The 25273-nt window shown below is 72.5% G+C and carries 22 protein-coding genes; 7 read left to right on the top strand and 15 right to left on the bottom strand.

Annotated elements, in window-relative coordinates:
* The first annotated feature begins 24 nt into the window (after positions 1-24).
* On the top strand, positions 25-216 hold the full coding sequence (locus OG607_RS38585; protein WP_405733907.1) for a DUF1918 domain-containing protein: 192 nt from the start codon (positions 25-27) through the stop codon (positions 214-216).
* 84 nt (positions 217-300) lie between these two features.
* Here the strand turns inward: OG607_RS38585 and OG607_RS38580 are convergent, their stop codons facing one another.
* Positions 301-1536, bottom strand: a complete 1236-nt coding sequence (locus tag OG607_RS38580) for a glycoside hydrolase family 10 protein (protein WP_405733905.1) — start codon at positions 1534-1536, stop codon at positions 301-303.
* A gap of 217 nt (positions 1537-1753) precedes the next feature.
* Between OG607_RS38580 and OG607_RS38575 the strand changes: the two genes are divergently transcribed.
* Positions 1754-4477 (top strand): cellulose binding domain-containing protein, encoded by a 2724-nt coding sequence (locus tag OG607_RS38575; RefSeq protein ID WP_405733903.1) that lies wholly within the window; start codon positions 1754-1756, stop codon positions 4475-4477.
* Between the two features lie 602 nt (positions 4478-5079).
* Positions 5080-5940, top strand: a complete 861-nt coding sequence (locus OG607_RS38570; RefSeq protein ID WP_405733901.1) for a 3-hydroxybutyryl-CoA dehydrogenase — start codon at positions 5080-5082, stop codon at positions 5938-5940.
* 3 nt (positions 5941-5943) lie between these two features.
* Here OG607_RS38570 and OG607_RS38565 read toward each other — a convergent pair whose 3' ends face one another.
* From OG607_RS38565 to infC, 9 genes are all read right to left on the bottom strand, one after another.
* Positions 5944-8775, bottom strand: coding sequence for an AAA family ATPase (locus tag OG607_RS38565; protein ID WP_405733899.1), 2832 nt, complete (start codon positions 8773-8775; stop codon positions 5944-5946).
* A gap of 32 nt (positions 8776-8807) precedes the next feature.
* Positions 8808-9071, bottom strand: coding sequence for a hypothetical protein (locus tag OG607_RS38560; RefSeq protein WP_405733897.1), 264 nt, complete (start codon positions 9069-9071; stop codon positions 8808-8810).
* Between the two features lie 325 nt (positions 9072-9396).
* Complete coding sequence (gene pheT / locus OG607_RS38555) at positions 9397-11904, bottom strand: phenylalanine--tRNA ligase subunit beta (protein ID WP_405733895.1); 2508 nt, start codon at positions 11902-11904, stop codon at positions 9397-9399.
* Positions 11904-13025 carry a phenylalanine--tRNA ligase subunit alpha gene (gene pheS / locus OG607_RS38550; RefSeq protein ID WP_405733893.1) on the bottom strand — a complete coding sequence of 374 codons (1122 nt, stop codon included), beginning with the start codon at positions 13023-13025 and terminating at the stop codon, positions 11904-11906. The genes pheT and pheS overlap by 1 nt, the downstream gene beginning before the upstream one ends.
* 151 nt (positions 13026-13176) lie before the next feature.
* Positions 13177-14295 carry an ATP-binding protein gene (locus tag OG607_RS38545; RefSeq protein WP_405733891.1) on the bottom strand — a complete coding sequence of 373 codons (1119 nt, stop codon included), beginning with the start codon at positions 14293-14295 and terminating at the stop codon, positions 13177-13179.
* A 39-nt stretch (positions 14296-14334) separates the two neighbouring features.
* The gene (locus OG607_RS38540) at positions 14335-15168 is read right to left on the bottom strand and encodes a TrmH family RNA methyltransferase (protein WP_405733889.1); all 834 of its coding nucleotides are present in this window, start codon (positions 15166-15168) and stop codon (positions 14335-14337) included.
* Between the two features lie 189 nt (positions 15169-15357).
* Positions 15358-15741, bottom strand: a complete 384-nt coding sequence (gene rplT, locus OG607_RS38535; protein ID WP_329320123.1) for a 50S ribosomal protein L20 — start codon at positions 15739-15741, stop codon at positions 15358-15360.
* A gap of 100 nt (positions 15742-15841) precedes the next feature.
* Positions 15842-16036, bottom strand: a complete 195-nt coding sequence (gene rpmI, locus OG607_RS38530) for a 50S ribosomal protein L35 (RefSeq protein WP_329320122.1) — start codon at positions 16034-16036, stop codon at positions 15842-15844.
* 109 nt (positions 16037-16145) lie between these two features.
* Positions 16146-16886: a translation initiation factor IF-3 gene (gene infC / locus OG607_RS38525; RefSeq protein WP_329320121.1), complete on the bottom strand. Its 741-nt coding sequence runs from the start codon at positions 16884-16886 to the stop codon at positions 16146-16148.
* A 333-nt stretch (positions 16887-17219) separates the two neighbouring features.
* Here infC and OG607_RS38520 point away from each other — a divergent pair, with 333 nt between their 5' ends.
* Complete coding sequence (locus OG607_RS38520) at positions 17220-17570, top strand: DUF1844 domain-containing protein (RefSeq protein WP_405733886.1); 351 nt, start codon at positions 17220-17222, stop codon at positions 17568-17570.
* Here the strand turns inward: OG607_RS38520 and OG607_RS38515 are convergent.
* Complete coding sequence (locus OG607_RS38515; RefSeq protein WP_405733884.1) at positions 17548-18291, bottom strand: SseB family protein; 744 nt, start codon at positions 18289-18291, stop codon at positions 17548-17550. The genes OG607_RS38520 and OG607_RS38515 overlap by 23 nt on opposite strands.
* Positions 18292-18488: 197 nt before the next feature.
* Between OG607_RS38515 and OG607_RS38510 the strand changes: the two genes are divergently transcribed.
* The gene (locus OG607_RS38510; protein WP_405733882.1) at positions 18489-19391 is read left to right on the top strand and encodes a serine hydrolase; all 903 of its coding nucleotides are present in this window, start codon (positions 18489-18491) and stop codon (positions 19389-19391) included.
* On the opposite strand, the gene mycP is transcribed toward OG607_RS38510, so the two are convergent.
* Both mycP and OG607_RS38500 read right to left on the bottom strand, forming a co-directional pair.
* Positions 19360-20550 carry a type VII secretion-associated serine protease mycosin gene (mycP, locus tag OG607_RS38505; protein WP_405733880.1) on the bottom strand — a complete coding sequence of 397 codons (1191 nt, stop codon included), beginning with the start codon at positions 20548-20550 and terminating at the stop codon, positions 19360-19362. The two genes, OG607_RS38510 and mycP, sit on opposite strands and share 32 nt — an antisense overlap.
* A gap of 44 nt (positions 20551-20594) precedes the next feature.
* Positions 20595-21341, bottom strand: a complete 747-nt coding sequence (locus tag OG607_RS38500) for a hypothetical protein (protein ID WP_405733878.1) — start codon at positions 21339-21341, stop codon at positions 20595-20597.
* A gap of 454 nt (positions 21342-21795) precedes the next feature.
* Here OG607_RS38500 and OG607_RS38495 point away from each other — a divergent pair, with 454 nt between their 5' ends.
* Positions 21796-22998 (top strand): amino acid deaminase/aldolase, encoded by a 1203-nt coding sequence (locus OG607_RS38495; protein ID WP_405733876.1) that lies wholly within the window; start codon positions 21796-21798, stop codon positions 22996-22998.
* A 19-nt stretch (positions 22999-23017) separates the two neighbouring features.
* Here OG607_RS38495 and OG607_RS38490 read toward each other — a convergent pair whose 3' ends face one another.
* Positions 23018-24010, bottom strand: coding sequence for a cytochrome c oxidase assembly protein (locus tag OG607_RS38490; RefSeq protein WP_405733874.1), 993 nt, complete (start codon positions 24008-24010; stop codon positions 23018-23020).
* Positions 24011-24081: 71 nt separating this feature from the next.
* Here OG607_RS38490 and OG607_RS38485 point away from each other — a divergent pair, with 71 nt between their 5' ends.
* Entirely contained in the window at positions 24082-24534 is a 453-nt protein-coding gene (locus OG607_RS38485; RefSeq protein WP_405733872.1) for a GNAT family N-acetyltransferase, read from the top strand.
* On the opposite strand, the gene OG607_RS38480 is transcribed toward OG607_RS38485, so the two are convergent.
* Positions 24518-25207, bottom strand: a complete 690-nt coding sequence (locus tag OG607_RS38480; protein ID WP_405733870.1) for a gamma-glutamyl-gamma-aminobutyrate hydrolase family protein — start codon at positions 25205-25207, stop codon at positions 24518-24520. The two genes, OG607_RS38485 and OG607_RS38480, sit on opposite strands and share 17 nt — an antisense overlap.
* Between the last annotated feature and the right edge of the window lie 66 nt (positions 25208-25273).

Genomic DNA, 25273 nt, shown 5'->3' with positions numbered 1-25273 from the left:
GCCGGATGCAGGAGGTCGGATCGGATGCACGCGAATGTTGGTGACACGCTGAAGCAGCACGGCCGGGTCGTCGGGCAGCACGACCGGGACGCGCAGATCGTCGAGGTCATGGGACAGGGCGGAGAGCCGCCGTACCGGGTGCGCTACGAGGACGGCCACGAGTGCGTGCTGTCCCCGGGCCCGGACTCGGTCGTGGTGCACAAGCCCGGGCTCTAGTGGACGGGCTGAATTCAGCCCGTCCGGCGATCGAGGACGGAACCGGGACCCGGACAGACCCGCTGGACCATTCCGGTCACCGCGCTAGCGAGGAGGCTCGGCCCTGGTGCGGTAGTGGTCGGCGACGACCTGGCTCATCGCGCCGATCGGATCGTCCGCGACATCGCGCGCGGCGAAGAAGACATTGCCGCTCACCTGCGGATAGTCCGCGACGAAATCGAGATGGCGGGACAGCTCGGCGGGGTCCTGCCACGCGGCGGGCTGGCCGGACGCGCTCGCCTTGTACAGGGCCTCGCCGATGTAGAGGCGTACGCGGGTACCGGTGACGGCCTCGGCCCACCAGGGCACGATCTTGGCGTAGTCGGCGGCGGCGAAGCCGAGGTTCCAGTACACCTGCGGAACGATGTAGTCGACCCACTCCTTGCGCACCCAGCCCCGGGTGTCCGCGTGCAGGTCGTCATAGGTCTGAACGCCCGCCCGGGTGTCGGAGCCGCGCGAGTCGGTGGTCGCGTTGCGCCAGACCGCGAAGGGACTGACGCCGAGGCGCGTGCCGGGGCGGATCTGCTTGATGCGGGCGGCCGTCTCGAGCACGAGGGAGTCGATGTTGTCGCGGCGCCAGGCCGCGCGGTCGAGGAAGTCCGCGCCGTAGCGGACGTACGCCTCGTCGTCGTCGAAGGACTGGCCGGCCACCGGATACGGGTAGAAGTAGTCGTCCCAGTGGACGGCGTCCACTGGGTAGCGCTCGACCGCGTCCAGCATCGCGTCCTGCACGAAGCGCCGGACCTGCGGGAGCCCGGGGTTGTAGTAGAGCTTGCCGCCGTAGGGGACCACCCAGTCCGGGTGCACGCGGGCGGGGTGGCGGGCGGCCAGCCGCGAGGGGTCCGTGTGGGTGGCGATCCGGTAGGGGTTGAACCACGCGTGCAGCTCCAGCCCGCGCCGGTGCGCCTCGCTGACGGCGGTGCCCAGCGGGTCCCAGCCGGGGTCGCGGCCCTGGGTCCCGGTGAGGTACTCGGACCAGGGCTCGTAGTCGGACGGCCACATCGCGTCGGCGGTCGGCCGGACCTGGAACATCACCGCGTTCAGGCGGCGGTCGACCGCGACGTCGAGCAGGTCGAGCAGTTCCTGCCGCTGCTGTTCCGCGGACAGCCCGCGCGCGGAAGGCCAGTCGCGGTTGGCGACGCTCGCGATCCACATGCCGCGCAGCTCCGCACGCGGCGCGCCGGCGGCCGCGGCGGCAGCCCCGTCGCCGGTCGCCAGCGCCAGTGAGACCGCCCCGGCCGCGCCCGCCGCGAACGCCCTGCGGGTGATGCGGTTACCCATTCCTACCCCCTGATAGTCCGTCACGTCCCGCTCGATGATCCGTCGCCCGGGTCCCCCGGGCAACGCACCGCGCCGTTCAGAAAGCCCTTTCGCACCCTCTTCTCGCCCGACCTGTCCACCGCTACCATCGGCATGCCATCCGGCATGGGAGCGCTCCCAAACAAGGTTCCGTTCACACACCGCCCGCACCGCGGCTGTACGGAGAGGGGATCCCCCCATGCCACGAAGAGCGCTCGGATCACTGCTGGCCGCACTGGCCCTCATCGGCGGATTACTGACCGCCATGGCGGTGGCCGCCCGCACGGCCACCGCTGCCGCCACCGCCGAGACGTACACCTGGAAGAACGCCCGCATAGACGGCGGCGGATTCGTCCCCGGCATCATCTTCAACCGCTCCGAGAAGAACCTCGCGTACGCCCGAACCGACATCGGCGGGGCCTACCGCTGGGTGCAGAGCAGCAAGTCGTGGACCCCGCTGCTCGATTCCGTGGACTGGGACCACTGGGGCTACACCGGCGTGGTGAGCCTCGCCAGCGACGCCGTGAACCCGGACAAGGTCTACGCGGCCGTGGGCACGTACACCAACTCCTGGGACCCGAACAACGGCGCCGTGCTCCGCTCGTCCGACCGGGGCGCGACCTGGACCGCCTCCGCCCTCCCCTTCAAGCTGGGCGGCAACATGCCGGGCCGGGGCATGGGCGAGCGGCTCGCGATCGACCCGAACAAGAACAGCGTGCTGTACCTGGGCGCGCCGAGCGGCAACGGCCTGTGGCGGAGCACCGATTCGGGCGTGACATGGGCGAAGGTGACGGCCTTCCCTAATGTCGGCAACTACGCGCCGGACCCGACGGACACGAGCGGCTACCAGAGCGACAACGAGGGCGTCGTCTGGGTCACCTTCGACGAGCGCACCGGCAGCTCCGGCAGCGCGACGCAGACCATCTACGTCGGCGTGGCCGACAAGGACAACACCGTCTACCGCTCCACGGACGGCGGTTCGACCTGGGCGCGCATCGCCGGCCAGCCGACCGGCTACATCGCGCACAAGGGCGTCCTGGACTCCACCAACGGCTACCTCTACATCGCCACCAGCGACACCGGCGGCCCGTACGACGGCGTCAAGGGCCAGGTCTGGCGCTACGCGACGGCGACCGGCACCTGGACCAATGTCAGCCCGCTCTCGGACGCCGACACCTACTTCGGCTACGCGGGCCTCACCGTCGACCGCCAGCACCCCGGCACCGTCATGGTGACCGGCTACAGCTCCTGGTGGCCCGACACCCAGATCTACCGCTCCACCGACAGCGGGGCCACCTGGACGCACGCGTACGACTGGAGCGGCTATCCGAGCCGCACCTTCCGCTACACCCAGGACGTGTCCACCGTCCCCTGGCTGACCTTCGGCACCAATCCGTCGCCGCCCGAGGTCACGCCCAAGCTCGGCTGGATGACCGAGGCCCTGGAAATCGACCCCTTCGACTCCGACCGCATGATGTACGGCACCGGCGCGACCGTCTACGGCTCCGAGAACCTCACCACCTGGGACACCTCCGGCGGCCAGATCAAGATCACCCCCATGGTCAGGGGTATCGAGGAGACCGCCGTCAACGACCTCATCAGCCCGCCCTCCGGCGCCCCGCTGCTCAGCGCCCTCGGCGACATCGGCGGCTTCCGCCACACCGATCTCACCACCGTGCCCGCCATGATGTACACCTCCCCCAGCTTCACCACGACCACCAGCCTCGACTACGCCGAGTCCTCCCCCAACACCGTCGCCCGGGTGGGCAACAACGACACCGCACCGCATATCGCCTTTTCAACGGACAACGGCGCCAACTGGTTCCAGGGCGCCGAACCCTCCGGCGTCACCGGCGGCGGCACGGTCGCGGCGGCGGCCGACGCCAGCGGCTTCGTGTGGAGCCCCGACGGCACGGGCGTCAACTACACCACCGGCTACGGCAGTTCCTGGACCGCCTCCACCGGCGTCCCGGCCGGTGCGGTCGTCGAGTCCGACCGCGTGAACGCCAAGAAGTTCTACGCCTTCAAGGCCGGCACCTTCTACGTCAGCACGAACGGCGGAGCCACCTTCACCGCCACGGCCGCCTCGGGGCTCCCCGCCGACGGCCCCGTACGCTTCAAGGCCGTCCCCGGCACCGATGGCGACATCTGGCTGGCCGGCGGCACCTCCACCGGCACGTACGGCCTGTGGCACTCCACCAACTCCGGCGCCTCCTTCACCAAGCTCTCCAACGTCGAGCAGGCCGACAACATCGGCTTCGGCAAGGCCGCCACGGGCGCCTCCTACCCGGCCCTCTACACCAGCGCCAAGATCGGCGGCGTCCGCGGCATCTTCCGCTCCACCGACGCCGGGGCGACCTGGACCCGGATCAACGACGCCGCCCACCAGTACGGGTGGACCGGCGCCGCCATCACGGGCGACCCGCGGGTCTACGGGCGGGTGTACGTGAGCACGAACGGCCGGGGCGTCGTCTACGCCGACACGTCGGACACGTCGGGCGGTGGCACGGCTTCGCCTACGGCGACGCCCACGGCGACGCCGACTGTTACTCCGACGGTGACGCCGACCGTGACCCCGACCACCTCACCGACCACCTCGCCGGCGGCCTGTGCGGTGACCTACACCATCACCAACCAGTGGAACACCGGCTTCCAGGGCGACGTGTCCATCAAGAACACCGGCTCCTCGGCCGTCAACGGCTGGACCCTCGCCTGGACCTTCGCCAACGGCCAGACGATCACCCAGCTCTGGAACGCCTCCTACACCCAGACCGGCTCCACGGTCACCGCGGCCTCCCTCAGCTGGAACGCCGCGATTGCGGCCGGCTCGTCCGTCTCCTTCGGCTTCACGGCGGGATGGTCCGGCGCGAACGCCAAGCCGGCCGCGTTCACGCTCAACGGGGCGGCGTGCACGGTCACGTAGATCCTGCCTGCCGTCGGTCGGGGTCGTGGGCACCGCCCGCGCCCCGGCTGGGGCCGACGGACCGTGGGGATCCCCCACCCCGCCCCTTCCCGAAACCGGGCTCCGCCCGGACCCGCCTGGGGCTTCGCCCCCGGACCCCCGAACGCCCTGCGGGCGTGTCCTCAAACGCCGGACGGGCTGAACTTCCCGTCCGGCCGGGAGGGGACACGCCGGGGTTCTCCCGCAGCGCGACGAGCGAGAATCCCGGTTACAAACAAGGCCGACCAGAGTCGCGAGCGCCGAGGAGAGATCCCCGGTGGTGGCACCGACCCCACGCCACACCCAGCCCGTCCGGCGCTTGAGGACGGAACCGGCACCCCGACCGGGGGCACCGAAACCGCACCGGTGCAGGCGGCACCGTCCGCGCGGCCCGTCCGGCGCTTGAGGACGGAACCCCCAACCCCGACCGCTGGCACCACAACCGCACCGCCAGCCATGGCAAACCGCACCGCAACGACACCGGCGCAGGCGGCCCCGACGCGACGTGTAATGTCGATCGATGGGATCCGGCCCGTACAACGGTCCGGATCCCGTCTCGCGGACCAGGGAGAGGGCAGGGCGTCTTGAACGACATCCAGAACGTCGGGGTAGTGGGCTGCGGCCAGATGGGCGCGGGGATCGCGGAGGTGTGCGCCCGGGCCGGGCTGGATGTCCGGGTCGCGGAGACCACGGGCGAGGCGCTGGAGCTGGGCCGTACGCGGCTGACCAACTCGCTGATGAAGGCCGCGGAGCGCGGCAAGATCACCGAGGAGGAGCGGGACGCGACGCTGGGGCGGTTGTCGTTCACGACCGACCTCGGCGAATTCGCGGACCGCGACCTCGTGGTCGAGGCGGTCGTCGAGAACGAGCAGGTGAAGACGGAGATCTTCCAGGTGCTCGACCAGGTCGTGACCCGCCGGGACGCCATCCTGGCCTCGAACACCTCCTCCATACCCCTGGTGAAGCTGGCCGTCGCCACCTCGCGCCCCGACCAGGTGCTGGGCATCCACTTCTTCAACCCCGCGCCGGTTCAGAAACTCGTTGAGCTGATTCCCGCGCTCACGACCGGCGAGCAGACCCTGCTGCGCGCCGAGAAGCTCGTCACCGACATCCTCGGCAAGCACGCGATCCGCGCTCAGGACCGCTCCGGGTTTGTCGTCAACGCCCTGCTCATCCCCTATCTCCTCTCCGCGATCCGCATGTTCGAGTCCGGGATTGCCAGCCGCGAGGACATCGACAACGGGATGGAGCTCGGCTGCGCCCACCCCATGGGCCCCCTCAAGCTCTCCGACCTGATCGGCCTGGACACGGTCGCGTCGGTCGCCGACTCCATGTACGACGAGTACAAGGAACCGCTGTACGCCGCTCCCCCGCTGCTCCAGCGCATGGTCGCCGCGGGGCGGCTGGGCCGCAAGACGGCACACGGCTTCTACGACTACGCGTAGGCCCTAGGGACGAGGCCGGGCCGCCGGGTCGACGGTGACGGTGATCGCGGGGCGGTCGCTCGCGTCGAGGTCGAGGTCGGCGGGGGCCAGGCCGGCGCCGGAGGCGATGACGGCTGCGGCCATCGCGTGGGCGAGCGCCGTGCGGGAGCGTACGCCGAACTTGCGGTAGATCCGCGACAGCGTGCCCTCGACGGTCTTGACGCTGATGAAGAGCTCGGCCGCGACCTCGCGGTTGGTCGCGCCGCCGCCGACGAGGGCGGCGACGCGCTGCTCGGTGGCGGTGAGCTGCGGGCCGCCTCCGCCGCCGCGTTCCATGGCGTCGAGGCGGGCCAGCTCCTCGCGGGCGCGGGCGGCGAGCGGGGCGGCGCCGCAGGCCTCGCAGGCGGCCAGGGCCTCGGCGAGGGCGGAGCGGGCGACGGTGCGGCGCCGGGAGCGGCGTTCGACGTTGCCGAGCGCGATGAGGGTGCGGGCGAGGTCGACGGGGAGCGGCAGGCGGCGGAGCCGGTCGGCGGCGGACTGTATGCGGGCGACGCCCCGCTTGGGGCGGCCGGCGGCCACCTCGCGCAGGCCTTCGGCGCGGTCGAGGGCGGCGAGGACACTGCCGGGGGTCTGCCGGTTGGTACGGGAGCGGGCGGCCAGGATCGCGTCGGCGGCGGCATCGGTCTCGCCGAGCAGGACGAGGGCCTCGGCGAGTTCGGCGTACCAGCGCAGGAAGGCCGGGTCGGCCAGGCCCATGGCCTCGCCGAGCCGCCGGGTGCGCTGGAGGGCCTCGACGGCGGCCGAGGCACCGTGGGTGTTGCCGAGCAGCATGCGTGCCTGGCCCAGAACGGCCAGGGCGCGGAGCAGGAAGAGCTGGTCGCCGTCGGCCTCGGCGGCGGCGACGGCCCGCTCGGCCAGTTCCTGGGCACGGTCGGCGCTGCCGCCGGCGGTCTCCGCGAGTGCGGCCGCGTACAGCGCGGGCGGTGAGGCGCCTTCGGCGGGGAGGCGGGCGGCGCTGGCCAGCGCCTCGCGGCAGCGGCCGGCCCGGACCTGGATGCGGGTGAGTGCGACGAGGGTCGCCTTGGTCTCCTCGGATCCGGCGAACTCGCCGATTCTGGCGAGGAGTTCGGCGACCTCCTCGTGTGCGTCGGACACCCGGTCGGCGTCGGCGGCCAGCAGCGCCCCGGTGCGGATGAGGCCCCAGCCCTCGGGGCCGTCGGCCGCTCCGGCGGGCAGTGCCAGGGCTTCCTGGAGGGAGCGGTCGGCAGCGGCCAGGTCGCCGTGCAGGGCCTGGAGGCGGGCGAGCAGGGCAAGGGCGGCGATCCGGGTGCCGTCGGAGGGGGCGTCGGCGGCGCGCCGCGCGTGCTCGGCAGCCTCGGTCAGCTGCCCGCCGAGCAGGCCGCGGATCGCGGCCCAGTGGTGCAGTCGTGCCTGGAGTTCCGGTGTCCCGGCGGCGTCGCGCAGCCCGGCCTCGATCAGCTGGCGGGTGCCGCCGAGTGCCTGTCCGGCGTTGCCGAGCAGGATGAGGCGGGCGCGTACGCGGTGCGGGGCGGAGGCGGATCCGTTGAGGACGGTCTCGGCGGCGTGGGCGGCCTCGTCGCGCAGCCCGGCGTCGCAGGCGTACTCGGCGGCGGCCAGCAGCCGGTCGGCGTGGTCGCCGGGCCGGTCCTGCGGGGTGCGGCGGGCGGCGAGTCCGGCCAGTTCGGCGGCGGTCCCGGGGGCTCCGGCGCGGCGGGCGGACGCGGCGGCGGCGATGAGGGTGCGGGCGGTGGCCTCGTCCTCGTGGGGGTGGGCGAGGGCGAGATGCCGGGCCTGCTCGACGGGCTCGGTGACGGCCGCGGCCAGCAGTTCGTGGGCGGCGCGGCGGCTGTGCTCGGGCGCGTCCGCGTGGACGGCGGCCCGGATCAGCGGGTGCAGGAAGCGTACGGCGCCCTCGGCGTCGGCCACCGCGATGCCGAGGTGTGCCGCGGAGCCGAGGTCACGGTCGGCGTCGGGCACCCCGGCGGCGCGCAGCAGGGTGAGAGTCGGGCGGGTGGCGGCGCTGGCGACCAGCAGGGTGTGCCGGGTCTGCGGCGGCAGGCGGCGGGCCCGCTCCAGCAGCATGCCGCGCAGCCGCTGCGGGACGGGCAGCGGGCTGCCGGGTTCGGCGGGCATACCGTCGCGTGCGATGGCCCGGCCGAGTTCGAGCGCGTACAGCGGATTGCCGGCGGCGGCATGGCCGATGGCCTGCAGCGCGGCGGCCGGCAGGGCGTCACCGGTGTCCGCGCGCAGCAGCCGCTCCAGCTCGAAGTCCGGCAGCGGCGGTACGCGGATCTCCGCCGTGCCCGGCGGGCAGCAGCGCAGCCGGACGGGCTGCTCGCCCTCCCGTACACGCTCGGCGGCGATGACCCGGACGGTGGCGTGGTCGAGGCGGCGCAGCGCGAAGCCGAGGACTTCGCCGCTGGGCTCGTCGAGCCACTGCAGGTCGTCGATGACCAGGTGCAGCGGCGGCCCGGCGGCCGCCAGTGCCGTGAGCGCTTCGAGTACGGCCACCCGCACCGCGAGCCTGCTTCGCTCCCCCATGGGTGCGCGGCCGCGCAGCAGCGCCGCGTTGAGGGCCGCCCGGGGCGCGGGCGGCAGGTCGTCCACGTAGGAGGCGGGCACCTTGGCGAAGAGGTCGACCAGGCCGACGAAGGGCAGCCGCGTGTCCTCCTCGGCCGGTGTGCAGCGCAGCACTGTGCCGCCGGGCGGCACGAGCGCTTCCAGGACGGTGGTCCTGCCGATGCCGGCCGGCCCGTACAGCAGCACGCCCGCGGTGGCGGTGAGCTGTGTCCGGGCCAGGTCGAGGAGCCCCCGACGCCCGATCATGGACGGCATCTGGACATGACAAGCTACCGATAAGTGGCTTGTCAATGGCCGAAGTCACAGGCAGCGGCCCCGCGATGCGGCAGCAGCACCATCCGGTGGGCGTACGGTCCCGCGTCCTCCGCGCGTTCGCAGGCCGCGATGACCGTGGTGCCCGCGTCGGCGACCCGGCGCAGCTCGGCCCAGGCGGCATGCCCGCCCGGGGTGTCCATCAGCACGGCCGGGCCCGCCGCCCAGGCCCGGCCGAGCCCGAGCAGCAGTTCGGCGCGTTCGGCGCTGTCGGGCCCTACGACTGCGATCAGCTCCATGCCGGCCCGTCCTCCCTCTCCTCGATGAACCTTTGGGCAATTGATGCACAATTGCCCTTAGATGTACCAAGGATGTGCCGCGATCAGCGGCGCGGCGCTCCGGGCGGCCCAGGGCTGTCCGGCGGATCTCCGTGGGAGAAGGAGCAGCCCGCCGCGCCAGCGGCTGATGTCGCAGTCGGCAACGCCGCGAGCGCTGGTGCCAGGGCACGCGACGCCACGGCCGCGCCGCGCCAGCGGCTAAAGGAGAACAGCCGCCGGACAGGCCCTAGCGACGAGGGCACGCCCGCCGACAGCGGACGTGCCCTCAGATGCCGGACGGGCCGGATTACGCGCCGCGCAGGGCGGCCCCCGTACGTTCACCGGCGGCCGCGACCGCCGCGTCCCGCGCGGCGGAGGCTTCCTCGGCCGTCAGGGTCCGGTCCGGCGCGCGGAAGCGCAGTGCGTAGGCCAGCGACTTCTTCCCGTCGCCGATCTGCTCACCGGTGAAGACGTCGAACAGCCGCAGCGATTCGAGGAGTTCACCGGCGCCGGACCGCAGGGCGGATTCGACGTCGGCGGCCGGGACGGAGTCGTCGACGACCAGGGCGACGTCCTGCGTGGCGACGGGGAAGGCCGAGACGCTCGGGGCGACGACGGGGCCGGAGGCGAGGCGCTCCAGTCCGTCGAGGTCGAGCTCCATGGCGGAGGTGCGCTCGGGGAGGTGCAGGGCCTTGATGACGCGGGGGTGGAGCTCACCGGCATGGCCGATGAGAACGTCACCGTCGGCACCGGCGTAGAGCGCGGCGCAGCGGCCCGGGTGCCAGGGGGCGTGCTGGTCCTTGCGGACGGTCAGCTCGACCCCGGCCTCGCGGGCGACGGCGCGGCCGGCCTCGACGGCGTCGGCCCAGGTGGCCGGGTGGCCGTTGCCCCACCAGCCGGCCTGCTCCCGCGCGCCGGTGAGGACGACGGCGACCCGGCGCGGCTGCCGGGGCAGCGCGGCGTCGAGCGCGGCGAGCTCGGCGTCGGTCGGGCGGCGGTCGACGGGCAGCCGGGGCGGCACCGACTCGTCGCCGGTGGGCCGGAAGACCAGGCCCGTCTCGAAGAGCGCGAGGTCGTGGCTGCCCCGGCCGTCGTTGCGGCGCAGCGCGCCGAGCAGGCCCGGCAGCAGCGTCGTGCGGAGGGCGGGCTCCGCGTCGGACAGCGGGTTGGCCAGCTTGACCGTGGTGCGGCGCGGGTCGTCCGCGTCGAGGCCGAGCTGGTCCAGGGCCGCGTCGCCGATGAAGGGGTAGGCCTGGACCTCGACGAAACCGGCTCCGGCGAGCGCCCTGCCGACCCGGCGGCGCAGCTTCTGCGACTCGGTGAGGCCGCGCCCGGAGGGGAGCTTGGGCAGGGTGGAGGGCAGGTTCTCGTAGCCCTCCAGCCGGATGACCTCTTCGGCGAGGTCGTTGGGGTCGGTGAGGTCGGGCCGCCAGCTCGGCACGGTGACGACGAGGTCGTCGGAGCCGTCGACGTGGCAGCCGACCTGCTGGAGGCGGCGGACCACGGTCTCGCGGCCGTACTCCATGCCCGCGACGCGGTCGGGGTGGTCGGCGGGGATGGAGATGGTGTGCGGCGCGGAGGGCGCGACGATCTCCGTGACGCCGGCCTCGGCGGTGCCGCCGGCGAGCAGCACCAGCAGGTCGACGGTCCGCTGGGCGGCGGCGCTGGCCGCCTGCGGGTCGACGCCGCGCTCGAAGCGCCTGGACGCCTCGGAGGACAGCTTGTGGCGGCGGGCGGTGCGCGCGATGGCGACCGGGTCGAAGTGCGCGGCCTCGATCACGACGTCCGTCGTGCCCTCGGCCTCCTCGTGGTCGGCGATCTCGGTGTTGGCGCCGCCCATGACCCCGGCCAGGCCGATCGGGCCCCGGTCGTCGGTGATGACCAGGTCCTCGGCGTCCAGGACGCGCTTGACCCCGTCCAGGGTGATGAGCTTCTCGCCGGCCTGGGCCCGGCGCACCCCGATCGTGCCCTCGACCCGGCTGCGGTCGTACGCGTGCAGCGGCTGGCCGAGCTCCAGCATCACGTAGTTCGTGACGTCCACGGCGAGCGAGATCGGCCGCATGCCGGCCTTCTGCAGCCGCCGCTGGAGCCAGATCGGCGAGCGGGCCTCCTGGTCGAGACCGGTGACGGTGCGGGCGGTGAAGCGGTCGCAGCCGGCCGGGTCGGAGACCTTGACCGGGTAGCCGTAGGAGTTCGGGCCGGGCACGTCGAGCAGCGCCGGGTCGCGCAGCGGCAGGCCGTACGCGATGGCGGCCTCGCGGGCGACGCCGCGCATCGACAGGCAGTAGCCGCGGTCGGCGCTCACCGCGATGTCCAGGACCTCGTCGACGAGTTCGAGCAGCTCTATGGCGTCGCTGCCGACCTCGTGCTCGGGCGGCAGCACGATGATGCCGTGCGAGCCGTCGTCGCCCATGCCCAGCTCGGCGCCCGAGCAGATCATGCCGTGCGACTTGCGGCCGTAGGTCTTGCGCGCGGAGATCTCGAAGTTCCCGGGCAGGACACCGCCGGGGAGGATGACGACGACCTTGTCGCCCACGGCGAAGTTGGTGGCGCCGCAGACGATCTCCTGGGGCGCGCCGGTGCCGTTGGCGGAACCGACGTCGACCGTGCAGAAGCGGATGGGCTTCTTGAAGCCCTCCAGCTGCTCGATGGTGAGCACCTTGCCGACGACGAGCGGGCCCTTGAGCCCGGCACCGAGCTGATCGACGGTCTCGACCTCGAGACCGACGGAGATGAGCTTGGCCTGGACGTCGCGGCCGGACTCACCGGCGGGCAGGTCGACGTACTCCCGCAGCCAAGAAAGCGGGACCCGCATCAGATCTCCATCCCGAACGGAAGGGTGAAGCGCACGTCACCCTCGACGATGTCTCGCATGTCCTCGACCTTGTGACGGAACATCAGCATCCGCTCCAGGCCGAAGCCGAAGGCGAAACCGCTGTACTTCTCCGGGTCGACGCCGCAGGCGGTGAGCACCCGGGGGTTGACCATGCCGCAGCCGCCCAGCTCGATCCAGCCCTCGGAGGAGCAGGTCCGGCAGGGGCGGTCGGGGTTGCCGACCGAGTCGCCGCGGCAGACGTAGCAGACCATGTCCATCTCGGCGGACGGCTCGGTGAACGGGAAGTAGTTCGGCCGCAGGCGGGTGACGATGTCCTCGCCGAAGAGCGACTGGACCATGTGGTCCAGGGTGCCCTTGAGGTCGGCCATGGTCAGGCCCTCGTCGATGGCGAGGAGCTCGATCTGGCCGAAGACCGGGGTGTGCGTGGCGTCCAGCTCGTCGGCGCGGTAGACCCGGCCCGGGCAGATGACGTAGACCGGCGGCTCGCGGTCGAGCAGCGAGCGGATCTGGACCGGGGAGGTGTGCGTGCGCAGCACGACACCGCTCTCCTCGCCCTCCTTCGCGCCCTGCACGAACAGCGTGTCCTGGGTGGTGCGCGCGGGGTGGTCCGGCCCGATGTTGAGCGCGTCGAAGTTGAACCACTCGGCCTCGACCTCGGGGCCCTCGGCGACCTCGTAGCCCATGGCCACGAAGATGTCGGCGAGCCGGTCGGAGAGCGTGGTCAGCGGGTGCCGGGCGCCGGCGGGGCGGCGGTCGTAGGGCAGCGTGACATCCACCGCCTCCTCGACCAGGACGCGGTCGTCGCGCTCGGCCTCCAGCACCTCCTGCCGGGCCTTGAGCGCCTGGTTGACCGCGCCGCGCGCCTGGCCGACACGCTTGCCGGCCTCGGCCTTCGCGTGCGGCGGCAGCGCGCCGATCTCGCGGTTGGCGAGCGCCAGCGGCGAGCGGTCGCCGGTGTGGGCGACCTTGACCTCGCGCAGCTCGTCGAGGTCGGCGGCCGACGCGATCGCGGCGAGCGCCTCGTCGCGCATGCGCTCGATCTCTTCCGGTTTCAGTGCCTCGACCTCGACAGGGTCGTACGACTTATTGGGTGCCGACATTTCTTCCCGTTCCGATGTGGGTGCTGGCGCGGCCCTGACTGCCCGACCGACAGAAATGGGTGCCAAAGGCCGAGTCTACTGGGGTCGCGGTGATCTGCTGGTCACGCCCATCGGGGCCTGTGGACAACTCAACGGTCGTCCCGGCGATTGCTCAGGCCATGAAGGCCGGCGCCCCGACGGGCAGAATAAATCGGAACTGTGCGCCGCTGCCGGGCGCGCGGCCGACCGTGATCGTCCCGCCGTGGGCCTCGACGATGCCCTTGACGATGTACAGGCCCAGCCCCGTGCCGCCGCGCTTGCTGCCCCGCCAGAAGCGGGTGAAGACGCGGCTCACCGACTCCTCGGGGATGCCGGGCCCTTCATCGCTCACGGTGACTGCGGTTCCCTCGGTCTGGTCCTTGGACGGCGCTGGTGCCACCTCAATGGTGACAGTCCCCTCGCCGTGCCGCACCGCGTTTTCCAGCAGATTCCCGAGAATCTGGTCGATCTTGTCGGGGTCCGCCCACAGCGCGGGCAGCGGCCCGCCGACCCGCACCGCGAAGCGGTCGGCCCGCTGCCCCGCCGCGACCATCGCGTCCACGTGCCGCTGCACGGCGGCGGCGATGTCGACCGGCTGGCGGCGCACCTCCAGGCGGCCGGAGTCGATCCGGGAGATGTCGAGCAGCTCGGCGATCAGCCGGGTGATGCGGTTGGCGTCGGCGTCGACCGTCTCCAGCATCAGCTTCTTCTGGTCCTCGGTGAACCGCTCCCACTTGGCCAGCAGCGTCGCGGTGAAGCCCTTGACGCTGGTCAGCGGCGAGCGCAGCTCGTGCGCGACGGTTGCGATCAGCTCCGCGTGGCTGCGCTCCGTACGCCGCCGGGCCTCGGTGCCGCGCAGGGCGACGACCAGCCGGTGGACCGGACCGCCGGGGTGGGTGCGCACGTACTTCGCCGAGACCAGCACCTCGCGCCCGCCGGGGAGGAGCAGATTGCGCTCGGGCTGGCCGGTGCGGGTGGCCAGACCACGGTAGGGATCGGTGATCGTCCACCAGCGGCGCCCGTCGAGGTCCTCCAGGGGCAGCGCCTGCTCGATCGGCAGGCCGATGACGGCGGGCGGGCGCAGGGCGGTGATGCGGGCGGCGGCGGTGTTGAAGCAGATCACCCGGCCGCTCTCGTCGGCCACCACGAGCCCGTCGGGGAGGTCGTCGGCCGTCAGGCCGTACTCGGTGAGGATCTGCGACCAGCCCGGCAGGGCGTGATCGGCGGATCCGCCGGTCGTCCTGACATCCATCCCCGCACCCCCTTCCAGGGCCCCCGGGGCGCCACCCTACTAGCTCATTGTTACGGAGCGGCACCCTGCGGGAGCACGCTGCGCCCGGGCGGAGGCATACAGGCATACCGCGGCGGCCGTCGCGAGGTTGAGGCTCTCGGCCCGCCCGTGGATGGGCACCCGTACCACCGCGTCCGCGAGTGCGCGGGTCTCCTCCGGCAGCCCCCACGCCTCGTTGCCGAAGATCCAGGCCGTCGGCCCGCCCATCGTCCCCTCGTCCAACTCCTCGTCCAGGTCCCGCTCCCCCGCGCCATCGGCTGCCAGCAGCCGTACGCCGGCCGCGCGCAGGCCGTCCACGACGGTCTCCACGGGGACGCCGACGGCGACCGGGAGGTGGAACAGGCTGCCGGCGGAGGCCCGGACGGCCTTGGGGTTGTACAGGTCCACCGAGGCGTCGGTGAGGACCACCGCGTCCGCCCCCGCGGCGTCCGCGCAGCGCAGCACGGTGCCGGCGTTGCCGGGGTCGCGGACATTGGCCAGTACGGCCACCAGCCTGGGGCGGGTGGCGAGGATGTCCTCGAACGGGGTGTCCAGGAAGCGGCACAGCCCGACGATGCCCTGCGGGGTGACGGTGTCGGACATCTCCGCGATGACCTCGGCCGTCGCCGTCAGGATCGGTACGCCCGCGGTGTGGGCCGCCGCCACGATGTCCGCGTGCCGCTCGGCCGCCTCCGGCGTCACGTACACCTCGATGAGGTGCGGGACCGCTTCGCGGACGGCCTGCGGGCCCTCGGCGATGAAGCGGCGCTCCTTGCCGCGGAAGCTGCGCTTGGCCAGGCGGTGGGCGGCCACGACGCGTGGCGAGCGGAGGGAGGTCAGCTCAGGGAGAGGCATGGCGCGGGGGTCATTTCCTGGGGGTGGGTGGCCGGGGTTCGTCGGCGGCCTGAGGCCGGTGGCCAGGTTGTGCCCACCCGTTCCGCCACTGCGGAACGCCTGCCCACAACCAGTCCGGACGCAATCGGGCCCGCAGGCGGCCATCCGCCTGCGGGCCCTTACGGCTCAAGCCGAGCGCAGCGCGAGGCGTCAGGCAGCCTTGGGCGCGTTGACGTCGGCCGGGAGGGCCTTCTGGGCGACCTCGACGAGGGCGGCGAAGGCGGGGGCGTCGTTGACGGCCAGCTCGGCGAGGATCTTGCGGTCGACCTCGACCTGGGCGGCCTTGAGGCCCTGGATGAAGCGGTTGTAGGTGATGCCGTTGGCGCGGGCAGCGGCGTTGATGCGCTGGATCCACAGCTGACGGAAGTCGCCCTTGCGCTTCTTGCGGTCGTTGTAGTTGTAGACCAGGGAGTGGGTGACCTGCTCCTTGGCCTTGCGGTACAGGCGCGACCGCTGGCCGCGGTAACCGCTGGCCGCTTCGAGGATTGCCCGGCGCTTCTTCTGGGCGTTGACTGCCCGCTTGACGCGTGCCACTTGATAACTCCTAGTGAGGGACCGCGGTGGGACTCACGCGGTCCGAAATCGATTGGGTCCCGGATCAGTAAGACGCGCCCCGGTCAGCGGGGCGCGGCCGTCACTTGCCGAGAAGCTTCTTGATCTTCTTGGCGTCGGCCGGGGCCAGCTCGACGGTGCCGCTGAGGGCACGGGTCTTGCTCGACGGCTTGTGCTCAAGCAGGTGGCGCTTGCCGGCGCGCTCGCGCATCACCTTGCCGGAGCCGGTGAGCTTGAATCGCTTGCTCGCACCGCTGTGCGTCTTGTTCTTCGGCATGGCGCCGTAGTCTCCTCGTCGCTGGCCCTCCCGTCCGCCCGGGAGCGGACGGAGAGCGTCAGTACTTCATTGCAACCCGGAGCGGCGCCCCGGGGTCTCGCGTTGTCCGTCAGTTCTCGTCGGCGGCCTTGGCCTCGGCGGCCTCAGCTTCGGCGGCCTCAGCGGCCTCCTCGGCGACAGCAGCGTCGTACGCCTGCTGCTCGACCTCCGACGGGTTCTCGGGCAGTCGACCGGCCTTGCGGGCGGCCTGCGCCTCACGGGCTTCGGCCATCGCCTCGGTCTTCTTCTTGTGCGGACCGAGAACCATGATCATGTTTCGGCCGTCCTGCTTGGGCGCGGACTCCACGAAGCCCAGCTCCTGGACGTCGCCCGCGAGCCGCTGCAGCAGCCGGTGACCCAGCTCGGGCCGGGACTGCTCACGGCCACGGAACATGATCGTGATCTTGACCTTGTCGCCCTGCTTGAGGAACCGGACGACGTGACCCTTTTTGGTGTCGTAGTCGTGCGGGTCGATCTTCGGCCGGAGCTTCATCTCCTTGATGACCGTGTGCGCCTGGTTCTTGCGCGCCTCACGGGCCTTCATGGCCGACTCGTACTTGAACTTCCCGTAGTCCATGAGCTTGCAGACCGGCGGACGTGCGTTCGCCGCGACCTCGACCAGGTCCAGGTCGTACTCCTGCGCAAGCTCCAGGGCCTTGGCAAGCGGCACGATGCCGACCTGCTCGCCGCTGGGACCGACAAGTCGCACTTCGGGGACGCGAATCCGGTCGTTGATGCGGGGCTCGGCGCTGATGGGGCCTCCTCGGTAGCACCACGCGGCTGACTGGCCGACAGCCGCGTTTTCCGTCACTTGTTATCCGTCCGACCCCGAGCGAAGACGCAAAAAACGCCTCGAACGGGACACAGGCGGGGGCTCCTCACAACCGGGAGCACCGCCGCGGTATTCCCACGAGGCGCATCGGGCAGTGACTCGCACCGGGACGCGGATGCTTCCCGGCACACACTGCCTGACCGGAGACCCGCCAACCTTTCGGTCGGCCAGGTGGGAGATCGGAGCCTCCACTTGTGGGCGGAACACTCAGTTCGCATAGGGCGCACATCGTGTCCAGCCGGTCAATCGTCAAGCATACCAGCGTTCGACCGCAGTCCGTAATCGGTCGTACGGGGGCCTATCGTGTCAGGCATGAGCGAGCAAGAGCGTCCTGACTTCGACACCATCACGCGCGACATCGCGGACGTCCCCGCGGTCGAGGTGATCACCACCGTTGCCGTCCACCTCATGAGCGCCGCAGCGGTCAACCTCGGCCTCGCCGAGGAGGGCGCCGACCACAAGGATCTGGACGAGGCGCGCAAGCTCATCACCGCCCTCGCCGGCCTCATCACCGCCGGCGCGCCCGAGATCGGCTCCTATCACGCGGGCCCGCTCCGCGACGGGCTCAAGTCCCTGCAGCTCGCCTTCCGCGAGGCGTCGGTCATCGCCGACGAGCCCGGCCAGGGCCCGGGCGAGAAGTTCACGGGGCCGGTGTACGGCTGAACAGCGGCTCCCCCGGAAGCCTCGCCCCGGCCGGCAGCAGGGCCAGCTCCAGGCCCTTCACCAGCGCGCCGCGCAACACGTCGTCTCCCGCGAGGGCGGTGGCGACGCGCTGCGCGACCTCCTGCACGGCCGCGTCCGGCGCGAGCACCAGCCCGAGTGTGCCGTCGGAGGTATCGGCGGGAACCAGGTGGGCCCGTACGACACCCGGCTCGGCCGCGACCGCGGCCCGTACCGCCTCCCGTACCGCCGGGTCCGCGAGCGGGTCACCGAAGTCGCGGCCCTCGGCAACGGCCCGCAGGGCGGGGCCCGACAGGGCGTAGGGCACCGGCCCGGCCATGTCGATGAGCAGGGTGTCGGCCCGCTCATGGGCGAGAGCCTGAAGGGCCTGGGTCAGGGGCACCGCGACCGGGCGGGCGTCGGGGCGCCAGCGCGCCAGGGCGTCGGTGGAGGTGAAGGCGGGGAGAGCGCGGCGGCCGTCGGCGGCCTGGATGGTGGGGACGGCCATGTCGCTGGTCTTCTCGCGGCGCAGGCCGTCGGGCCCGGTCTCCACCTCGCCCAGCAGGGCCACGACCGGCACGAGCAGCCGTGCGCCGCGCAGCGCGGTGAGCACTTCCCCCTCGCCCGCACCGCCCGCGTACGCGCTGAGCGCCGCGGAGAGCCGGGGGTCGGCAGTGCCGTCGTCGTCGGAGAAGCCGGGTTCGGGGATGTTCTTGAGCGCCACGGGTCGAGGGTAGCCCGACAGCACAGGTGTGAATTTCTTACGGGGTTTTAACCGAACTCCTATACGGCACGCAGGTTCGAAACCTAGCGTGACGGGTCATGGCACACGAGACTTCCGACAACGCGGACCGTCCTGCCCCAATACCGCGGCAGGCGGACCGCCATTTCCGCTCCCGCGCCCACAGAACCCGCCCCGCCGTGATCACGGCGGTCGCGGCCACGGTTCTGCTCGGTACCGGGCTGGGTACGACCGTCATCGTGAAAGCACATGCGGGCAGCCTGGGCACAACCGCCGCGTCGGCGTCGCCCTCACCCACCGAGGCACTGGCGAACGCGGTGGCGGTGCTGGCCACCACGAAGCCGCTGGTGGACTGGGACGAGGTGCTGAGCAAGGCCATGGCGAGTGTGTCGGGGGGCTCCGACGCCAAGTACTCGGTGGCGGTGCTGGACATGAAGTCCGGGAAGAGCGCCGTATACGGAAGCGGCTCGTTCGACACCGCGAGCATCGTGAAAGTGGACATCCTCGCGACGCTGCTGCTGCAGGCGCAGGACAAGGGCCGTCAGCTGACGACCCAGGAGAAGGCCTACGCCAAGGTCATGATCGAGAACAGCGACAACACGGCCGCCAGCGCGCTCTGGAAGGACATCGGCAGGGCGAGCGGCCTCAACGCGGCCAACAGGCGCCTCGGGCTGACCGAGACCACCGGCGGCAGCGGGGCCCTGTGGGGCCTCACCCAGACCACGGCGGCCGACCAACTGCGGCTTCTGCGGGTCGTGTTCGGGACGGACTCGGTGCTCGACGACGCGTCGCAGGCGTACATCCGGAACCTGATGGGCCAGGTCAGCAGTTACCAGGACTGGGGCGTGCCGAGCGCGTCGACCGGGGACTTCGACGTGAAGAACGGCTGGCTGCAGCGCAGCCAGACCGCCCTGTGGGACATCAACAGCATCGGCCGGGTGACCTACGGCGGCCGCACCTACCTGGTCGCCGTGACGTCCAAGGGCAGCACCACGATGAACAAGGGCATCGCGCTGGTGGAGGAGGCGGCGCAGACGGCCGTCACCTCGTTCAGTAGGGCTGCGGCCGAGTACGGCTTCTGACCGGCCGGCGCCGGCGGTTCCGCAGTCCGACCGCCATCGCGGTCAGCACGCAGCCCGCGACCGCGAAGGAGATCGCGATCCCGTCGCCCAGCCCGCCGCGGGTCTCCTGCCCCGAGGAGAGCCGCGCTACGGTGGGCCCGGTGCCGAAGTACCGGTCCGCGTAAGCCGACGGGGCGGGCGTGGGCCCCTCGGGCTTGAGCCGGGCGGCTGCCGCGAGGGCGGCGGCCGGGTCGATCAGGCCGGTGCCGACGGAGTCGCTGCGGCCGCCGGAGGGGTTGTCGCGGGTGGTGTCCTCCAGCAGCTCCTTGATCTGGGCCGGGCTGAGCCGGGGGTACTTGGAGCGGATCAGGGCGGCGGTCCCGGAGACGTACGCGGAGGCGGTGCTGGTGCCCCAGCCCTCGTAGTAGTGCCGGTCCGGGTCGGCGATGACGACATCGACCCCGGGCGCGGAGACGGCGGCGTACCAGCGGCTGGTGGAGAAGTCGGCGCGGTTGCCGTAGCGGTCCACGGCGGCGACCGCGATCACGCCGGGGTAGGCGGCCGGGTAGGAGGCGCGGTTGCCCTCCTTGCCGCCGTTGCCGGCCGAGGCGACCACGACGACGCCCTTGGCGAGGGCGTACTGGATCGCCTCGTCCTCCTGGGGCTCGGGGTGGGCGGTCTTGCTGTCGTCGCCGAGCGAGAGGTTGATGACGTCGGCGCCGTTGTCGGCGGCCCAGCGGATGCCCTCGGCCAGCGCTCCGCCACGGGTGGTGCGGGCCTTCTTCCGCTGCGGGTCCTTGTCCTCCAGGATCACCCGTACGGGTAGGATCTTCGCCTCCGGCGCAATGCCCATGACCCCGTCGGCGTCACCGTAGCCGTGACCGTGCCCGGCGATGATCCCGGCCATGCCGGTGCCGTGCTTGGCCCAGGAACTGTCGCCACGCTTGGCGCCGAAGCCGACCATGTCCTTGCCGGCCAGCACCTGCCCGGTGAGGTCGGGGTGGGTGCCGTCGACGCCGGTGTCCAGGACTGCGACCGTGATGCCCTTGCCCTTGCTGGTCTGCCAGGCCTGCTGGGCGTGCAGGGCGCTCAGCGCCCAGTCGGCGTCCCGTACGGCGTCCGCGTGCGCGGGGGCGGCGGGCAGCACGGCCAGCGCGGCCGCGGCCAGGCTGAGCACCATGCCTTGCAGACGGCTCGCTCGTACCCTGCCGGCTCGTACCCTGCTCACTGCGGCGGCTCCGTCGAGGGGTTGCTGAGCTTCTGGGCCGCCTCGCGCACGTCGGCGTAGACCTTGTCGGACAGCGCCTGCGCGGTGTCGCCCAGGCCGGCCTCGGCGGCGGCGGAGGTCGCGCCGTCGGCGGTGGCGGCGTCGGCGGGCTCGGGGTCGGTGATCTCGCGGCCGTCGGCAAAGCCGGTGACGGCGTAGACGACGACCGGGAGGTCGGCGGAGGGCGCGACCGTCCAGCTCGCGCGCTGCTTGTCACCGAAGCCGGAGGCGGCGGTGCCCGCGAAGGCCACCGAACGGGGCATCAGGTCGCTGCGGGAGCCGAGGTGTTCGTCGTTCCAGCGGTCGTGCAGGGCTCGCATCGTGGCGGCGTCGGCCTTGGTGACCAGGATGCCGACGGTCGTGACATCGGTGGACGTCGCGTCGGTGTACGTCGCGCGCAGGAGGCGTACGCAGCCGATAGGGGCCAGCAGCTTGGCGAGCAGCGGGTCGAAGGCGTCCGCGCAGTCGCTCTCCGGGGCGATCCCGATACGGGTCCAGGTTCGGTCGGAGCCGCCGGGCCCGGCCGCGCGGCCCTTGACGGTGGGCGGGAAGAGCGTGTTGACCGGGGTGCTGTGCCACAGGTCCCGGGTGGCGCCGTAGGCGCTGGCCGAGGCCTCGGCGGCGGTGGGCGCCGGGACCAGCGGGTCGTGGTTGATCAGGGCACCCACGGCCGCGCCGCCGAGCAGGCCGAGGCCGAGCACCATGCACGCAGCGGCCAGCACGGGGCGGTGCCGGCGCGGGGCGGCGTGCGGGGCGGGGGCGTAGGGCGGCTGGGGCTCCGGTGAGGGCGGGTGCGGCGGCTGCCGCTCGGCGTACGAGGCGTACGGATTCGGCGAGTGCGGCGCATACGGCGAATGCGGCGGATATCCCGGGGCGGGGGGCGGAGGCGGAGTCGGGGGTATCGGCCCGGTGCGCGGGCGCGGTGGCGGTGGCGGAAAGCCCGGGTGTGACGGCGCCGGACGCGGCCCGGCTCCCCCACGGTCGACTCCGGTGCTCACCCGGCGCCCCCTCGTCAGATGCGTAGCCATGCGTAGCCATGCGCAGTTGTGCGTGGTTACAGCGTTTGCGTCACTCTACGGGTTGGGCGGCCGGAATTCTCAGCTGCCCGGGATCCGTTGCCCCTACCGCCGAGTAGGGGCATTCTGGCAAGCTGCGCCCATGTCAGATCGCGCAGCCGACCGCGCCCGCTACGACCGGGCCACCGCACACCTCGACGCGCCTTTGGCCATCGTCGACCTCGAAGCCTTCGACGCCAACGCCGCGGACCTCGTCCGGCGGGCGGGCGGCAAGCCGATCCGTGTCGCGTCCAAGTCCGTACGCTGCCGGGCGCTGCTGGAGCGGGTGCTGGCCCGTGAGGGCTTCGCCGGGATCATGTCCTTCACCCTGGAGGAGTCGCTGTGGCTGGCCCGGGCCGGTTTCGACGACATCCTGCTGGCGTACCCCTCGGCGGACCGCTCCGCCTTCGCCGAACTGGCCGGGGACCCCAAGCTCGCGGCCGCGGTCACCGTGATGATCGACGACGTGGCCCAGCTCGACCTGATCGACGCCTCGCGCGGCGGCGGCTCGGAGATCGTCCGCGTATGCCTTGAGCTGGACACCTCGCTGCGCATGCTGCGCGGGCGGGTACGCATCGGCGCCCTGCGCTCCCCGCTGCGCGAGCCCGCCCAACTCGCCGAGGTGGCCCGCGAGGTGGCCCGCCGGCCCGGCTTCCGGCTGGTCGGCATCATGGCCTACGAGGGCCACATCGCCGGGGTCGGCGACTCGGTGGCGGGCCGCCCGCTGCGGTCCCGGGCCATCCGGCTGATGCAGGCCACGGCGAGGAAGGAACTGGCGGTGCGCCGCGCCGAGGTCGTACGGGCGGTGCGCGCGGTCGCCCCCGACCTGGAGTACGTCAACGGCGGCGGCACCGGCAGCGTCCAGACCACCGCCGCCGAGGACTCCGTCACCGAGATCGCCGCCGGCTCCGGGCTCTTCGTGCCCCGGCTCTTCGACAACTACACCTCCTTCCGCGGCCGCCCCGCCGCCCTCTTCGCCCACCCCGTCGTCCGCCGCCCCGGCGTCGGCATCGTCACCGTCCTCGGCGGCGGCTACCCCGCCTCCGGCGCGGCCGGCCCCGACCGGCTCCCGGTCCCGTACCTGCCCGAAGGGCTGCGCTACGACCCCCAGGAGGGGCCCGGCGAGGTCCAGACACCGCTGATCGGTGCGGTGGCGGACGACCTGCTGATCGGCGATAAGGTCTGGTTCCGGCATGCCAAGGCGGGCGAGCTGTGCGAGCGGTTCGACTCGCTCCAGCTGGTGGAGGGCGACCAGGTGATGGGGGTCGTGCCGACGTACCGGGGCGAGGGCAAGACGTTCCTCTAGCCGGTCCTCCAGCCCGTCCTCACCGGCCGCCCGACCGGAAGCGCTGCCCGACCTGGCCCTGGTCCGTCTCCCACCAGGGCCGCACCCGGTCCGGCTCGGATCCCGCCGGTGAGGTCTGCGCGGAGCCCTGCGCAGTGGCCGGTACCAGCTCGGCGTCCAGTCGCCGGTCCAGTTCGGCAGTCCGGGACCTCTCCGCGCGAACCCACTCCGCGAACACCGCGATGAGGAAGACCAGGCCGACCAGCTCGGCGATGGCGATCATCGCGCCCCCGCCGATCTGCTGGTCCAGGTCCACGCCCGGGCCCCAGCCACGGGCGTGTGCCGCGTACCAGTGCCCGGCGACGAGCGTGCCGCTGGTCATGACGACGAGGCCGGGAACGGCGTCGAAGACGCCGTCGAGGAAGACCAGGGCCGCCCGCACCGGGTGGGTGCACCACGCCGGCAGCAGCTCTTCGCGGGTCAGCATGGGCAGGACGAACAGGCACCCCACGAGGAGGAGGTGGAGGTACATCACCTCATGGACCGCGCGCACGCGCAGCGCCGTCTCGAAGTAGGGGGTGAAGTAGACACCCAGCTCGGTGGCGACCACCAGCACAGAACTGACCAGCGGAAAGGTCAGCAGGCGTACGGTCCGGCCGGTCACGGCACCGCGCAGGCGCCCGGCGAGCGGGGGCTGCAGCGCGCGGTACGCCAGCGACAGCGGATCGCCCAGCGCGAGCCCGATGGGCGCGATCAGGTCGAGGAGGATGTTCTGGACCGCCGCCGGCCAGAACAGCACCCGGTCGTAGACGGCCAGCGCCGACATCGTCGCGAACACGATCGTGCCCAGGCCCAGCAGCGCGAACGCGGCCGTCCGCGCCACCGGCCAGCGCTCCCCGCGACGGCGCAGCCGCACTACGCCCCAGGCGTACGCCCCGCCGAGCAGCAGTACGGCAGCGATCGCCACCGGGTCCGCGACCCAGGAGCCGAGGAAGCGGCCGCCGGTCAGTTCCGGCAAGGCGTCAGCGTTCACGCTGTGGCACGCTACAGGGCCGCCGCGTCCCCGCCGGGCCCGGCCCCGCCGGCCGACCCTAGGCTGATCGCATGAGTGATCTTCTCTTCCGCCCCGCCACCGCCGACGACATACCCGCCATCGTCGCCATGTTCGCCGACGACGGCCGGGGCCGGGGCCGGGAGACCCCGGACGATCTGGCGCCGTACTACGAGGCGTACGAGCGAGTGGCCGCCGACCCGAACCAGCACCTCACGGTCGCGGAACGGGACGGGCGACCGGTCGGGGTGCTGCAACTGTCCGTCATCCCGGGCCTGTCCCGGCGCGGCACAACCCGGTCGATCGTCGAAGCCGTCCGCGTGCACCGGGACGCGCGCGGCACCGGCCTGGGCACCCGGCTCATGGAGTGGGCTATCGAGGAATCCCGCCGCCTCGGCTGCACACTCGTCCAGCTGACCTCCGACAACGCCCGCACCGACGCCCACCGCTTCTACGAGAAGCTGGGCTTCACCGGCTCACACGTGGGCTTCAAGCTGCAGCTGTGACGGCCGCGACCAGCCCCCGCATCACCCGTTCGTCCTCGCCCATCTCCGGGTGCCACTGGACGCCGACCACCCACTGCTCCCCGGGCAGTTCGACGGCCTCCACGGTGCCGTCCTCGGCATGTGCGCCGACGACCAGGTCCCGGCCGAGGCGGTCCATCGCCTGGTGGTGGAAGGTCGGTACGGACATGGCCTCGGGCACCAGCGCGGCGTAGCGGGTGCCGGGCACGGGTTCGACCACGTGCTCGCCGAAGACGCCGACGGGGCCGCGGTGGCCGTCGAGGTGCTGGATGAGGGTGCCGCCGAGGGCGATGTTGAGGAGCTGCATGCCGCGGCAGATGCCGAGCAGGGGGAGGCCGGCCGTGAGGGCGGCGTCGATGAGGGCGAGCTCCCAGGCGTCGCGGTCGGCCGCCGGGGGGCCGGTGCGGGGGTGCCGCGAGGCGCCGTAGTGGACGGGGTCGACGTCGGGGCCACCGGCGATGACGAGGGCGTCGAGGCGGGCCACGGCACCGGCGGCGTGGGCGGGGTCGTCAGGGGGGAGGAGGGCGGCGAGGCCGCCGGAGCGCTGGACGAGGCGGGGGTAGCCGACGGGGAGGAGGGCGGCGGGCAGCTCCCAGGTGCCCCAGCGGGCGGAGGGCTCCAGGTAGGTGCTGACGCCGATGAGCGGACGGGACAAGGACGGCCTCCCTGCAGGCGACGCGGCGGGGCGACGCGCGGAGCGCGGATTTCTGTTCGCACCGTA

The sequence above is a fragment of the Streptomyces sp. NBC_01537 genome, assembly GCF_045040445.1.
Classification (GTDB): Bacteria; Actinomycetota; Actinomycetes; order Streptomycetales; family Streptomycetaceae; genus Actinacidiphila.
The sequence above is the reverse complement of the archived record's forward strand: the minus strand, read 5'-3'. Positions and strand labels throughout refer to the sequence as shown.